Source organism: Chroococcidiopsis cubana SAG 39.79, assembly GCF_003991895.1.
In the GTDB taxonomy this organism is placed as follows: Bacteria; Cyanobacteriota; Cyanobacteriia; order Cyanobacteriales; family Chroococcidiopsidaceae; genus Chroococcidiopsis; species Chroococcidiopsis thermalis.
This window is the reverse complement of the sequence record NZ_RSCK01000219.1, coordinates 1-3,381: the sequence shown is the minus strand read 5'-3', so window position 1 is coordinate 3,381 and position 3,381 is coordinate 1. Positions and strand designations below refer to the sequence as shown.

Sequence of the window (3,381 nt, the reverse complement as noted above, 5' to 3'; positions counted from 1 at the left end):
CGCCTGCCGCGCTGCTTGGATTGCCGTATCTGCATCCGCTTGGTCACTCCAGGGGATTTGGACAATAGTCTGCCCAGTGATAGGGCTTTTTCGTTCGTAGATCTGACCGGAAATTGGCGATACCCACTTGCTATTAATAAAGTTCTGGTAGCTACGCACTGCCGCTGTTTTGGGTTTGCTAACTTCTGTTGTCATTGTGGTAATGTCCTAGAGCGATTATTTGACTCTTAAACTAGTAAATCAAACTCAGAGCAATGGATACCGCAGATACCATCTCACGAATACAAGGATGATTTCCGGCTGATAGTGCCGCCACTTGAAAGGATACTTGGAGTTCATTGAGAGCGTATTTAACTTTCTAGAGAAAATATACTACCAACTCCGCACCGCTTTTTGCAACACAACCCCGGAATGACCCCTAGCGACTATCGCAGAAATTAGATTTGAGGGGTAGCTGGCGTGACTTGGGGCAGCATAACCGTCACGCTCGCTGGACGCAGATAACCTCATGTGCATCACCCATCAATTCTAAACGATCCATGGGTGTTGTTAGCGGTCTTTTTCTCGAACTTTTTGACTGCTTCCTTATGTGCCTCCTCAATCAGAGGAAAAACATTCTCAAATTTGTCTCGGCTAGGGGAAAGTATTTGTGCCCAGAACATCCAAGCGTAAATTGGATGCGGCATCAGCTCATTTAACTTTGTAAAGTCGTGACCCGTTGCAACAATACCACCCTTGTCAGGGCGTGCTGGTTTCTGACCAAATAAGCGAACGTAGGTTTTGGGGTTAAAACCGATAGCAACTCTAAATACACCTTCTCGATCGAGATTTGATGCTTTGTCGTTTTCGCCATTATGTTGCTTGATCGTGCAAAAATAAACACCATTAGGCAACACGCTACCAGGATTGTAAAACAGCGACGTTTCGCCCCAACTGGCTTTCGGAACTACACCCGAAAGTTTATTGCATATATATTGGATGATTTCTTCTGGTGTCACAGTTTCTCCTGATGGTATTGATGCTCCTATAGATGTCAAGGAGTTACCTGGCTCAAAGGATTAACCACTTCAGTAGTTGAGAGAGTTTTGCGAATAATTTGATAGATTTCCCGAGCTAGATAGCGTTTGAGACAACGAATAATCTCTCGTTTAGACAAACCTTGTGCAGTCCGACGAGCTAGATAAGCCTTAGTTGGCTCATGGTATCGCATCCGGACAATCACTACTCGGAAAAGAGCAGCATTCGCTTGGCGGTTTCCTCCTCGGTTGAGCCGATGTCGCTGGGTTTTACCAGAGGAAGCAGGAATGGGACAGACACCACACATCTTAGCAAATGCTGCTTCTGAATGCACAAGGGTTGCTATTATCACCAAAGGTAATTAGCATCTCGGCTGCTGTGTCAGGTCCAATTCCGTAAGCTTGTACTAATTCTGAAGCAGCTTCACGGGTGAGGGTGGTTAGATGTTGCGTGTGAGCTTCAATTTCTTGGAGCAACTGCAGCCATCGATTCGCCATTGCAATTAGAGCATATCGCATGGCAGCTGCAGGAGTATCCAACTGGTCAACTTCGAGCTGGGCACAAGCCGCTACCAGTTGCGGAGTAGACAAAGGTTCCAGCAGTGCACGCAAGTCAGTATCCGCAGTTACGAGCATGGCTTTGAGCGAGACTAAGACCTGAGTTTGTGCTTTGACAGCGGTGTCTCGTGCGACTTTGATAATTCTCCTCATTTCAACCGCACCATCAGTTGATTTAGGGATTGCCGTCGCTTGTCCAGATAGCACTAGTCGAGCTGCTTGTTCGGCATCAAGAACATCGTTTTTCCCCTGTAGACGACGGCGATCTCGACGACTTGGGCGGCTGACTTCAATGACCTTGAGTCGAATGGCACTAAGATAAGCTGAAACGCTCATGATTCAAGCAGTTTGCAATTGTCTGCGTAACTCATGTCTGGGTTGCTTCATGAGAGGATAAGACTTAGGGCGACGTTTACGGACTCGTGGTTCACTCCGACCAGGGCGAGTGGGAACAACCTTGTGAACAATAACTTTTAGGAAAGTGCGATAAATTTGGTGACGTTGTGTTGAAGTAGCTACTAACAATTGGGGAATAAAGTTATTTAAATGATGGCGAGTGCCTTGTAGCGATAAGCGCAATGGAGAAGTACCATAAGTAGTGCCAGCCGACCACATCAAACTACGCAGTAAATTGTAAGCAAGCAAATAAACGTAAATTTCTTTGCGTACCATAGAAGGAGTGAGACACCGCAGAACATCCATTCCCAAGGTAGATTTGAGGTGTCTTAAATCTAGCTCAACATGCCATCGCTTACCATAAAGCTCAACAAGTTTTAGAGAAGAATAAGTTGTTGTATCTAATAGAGTCGTGATTAAACTGACTCTTTGGGTACGAAAACCAGGGATGATAATGTAATAGTAAATCTCTCGTACAGTTCTGGAAGGAGGTAAAGCATCAAAATCATCTTTACTCAATCCTTTGGGACAGATTTTAGGCTTATACCAAGTTACTAATTTGTCACAATTCCCAACAATTCTACCTTTTCGTATTGAGGTCGTTCGGGATTGATGTTTACGAAATATAGCCTCACAACCCAAATTTTTGATAGCGGCTATATCAGCATAAGCGCAAAATGCTCTATCTCCCAAAAGGATATCCAATGGATTAAGAAACTGATATAATTTTCTAGCTAATTTAATATCGTGGGTGTTTAGAACATCGATACACAAAGCAACAGCGGCTCCCGTCGCTAAACTAAATATCACACCAATTTTCGCAATGGGAAATCCACACCCAGGCTTTTGAGTCTTTGGCTGAGGATATGCTTTCTGGTTCTCCAGAGTATCAGGCATTGATACCGTAGACCCATCTATCACCTTGACGTTACGACCACACCATAAATATTCACATGTCACTTTCTCTTCTAAACTTTTTGCAGCCCTACCAAAAAGTTTTTCTAACAGCTTTTCTGGTATTCTTGCCCTCGCTTGGCAATAGCCACTTGTATCAGTTGATGGAAGTTCTACTCCTTCGCCTGCTAGATACGCAATTATTTTACTTACGGCACTATGACAACTTTTATCAGTATCTAAAACCTGAGATAAAAATGCCCACAACGTTACAAATGGGTCAAATAGCCGACAACGATATTTAATTTTTAGTTCGTCAAGCACTTGTTGAATTGCTGACTCTGGTAATAATTCCTGAAAAGGCAATCCTAGACTTTTTGTAAATTTTTCCTTGAGGATTTCCATCCGATTTGTCAAGCGTAGTAGCAGTGTATTGGCTTAGGCGGTTTCTATCAAACAGAATACCAGTTGAGCTAAGATGCAATTATGCGCTCAACCTTGTAGGAGCAAAGCCTTG

At 43.9% G+C, this 3,381-nt stretch carries 4 protein-coding genes and 2 pseudogenes; all 6 read right to left on the bottom strand.

Going from position 1 to position 3,381, the window contains the following annotated elements:
- Nucleotides 1-195 (bottom strand): annotated as a pseudogene (locus DSM107010_RS37340) (hypothetical protein); the annotation flags it as partial.
- Nucleotides 196-252: 57 nt separating this feature from the next.
- Nucleotides 253-339, bottom strand: a pseudogene (locus DSM107010_RS41875) (IS6 family transposase); the annotation flags it as partial.
- 176 nt (nucleotides 340-515) lie between these two features.
- The gene (locus DSM107010_RS37330; protein ID WP_106168486.1) at nucleotides 516-998 is read right to left on the bottom strand and encodes a DUF6194 family protein; all 483 of its coding nucleotides are present in this window, start codon (nucleotides 996-998) and stop codon (nucleotides 516-518) included.
- 35 nt (nucleotides 999-1,033) lie between these two features.
- Nucleotides 1,034-1,351, bottom strand: a complete 318-nt coding sequence (locus DSM107010_RS37325) for a transposase (protein WP_127025373.1) — start codon at nucleotides 1,349-1,351, stop codon at nucleotides 1,034-1,036.
- Complete coding sequence (locus DSM107010_RS37320; protein WP_106168484.1) at nucleotides 1,326-1,910, bottom strand: hypothetical protein; 585 nt, start codon at nucleotides 1,908-1,910, stop codon at nucleotides 1,326-1,328. Before DSM107010_RS37320 ends, DSM107010_RS37325 begins: the two co-directional genes overlap by 26 nt.
- Before the next feature lie 3 nt (nucleotides 1,911-1,913).
- Complete coding sequence (locus tag DSM107010_RS37315) at nucleotides 1,914-3,269, bottom strand: IS4 family transposase (protein ID WP_106168483.1); 1,356 nt, start codon at nucleotides 3,267-3,269, stop codon at nucleotides 1,914-1,916.
- Nucleotides 3,270-3,381 lie beyond the last annotated feature (112 nt).

What these genes read in the sequence shown, in the direction of transcription:
- DSM107010_RS37320 (WP_106168484.1), bottom strand. Translation starts at nt 1,910, where the DNA reads ATGAGCGTTTCAGCTTATCTTAGTGCCATTCGACTCAAGGTCATTGAA.
- DSM107010_RS37315 (WP_106168483.1), bottom strand. Translation starts at nt 3,269, where the DNA reads ATGGAAATCCTCAAGGAAAAATTTACAAAAAGTCTAGGATTGCCTTTT.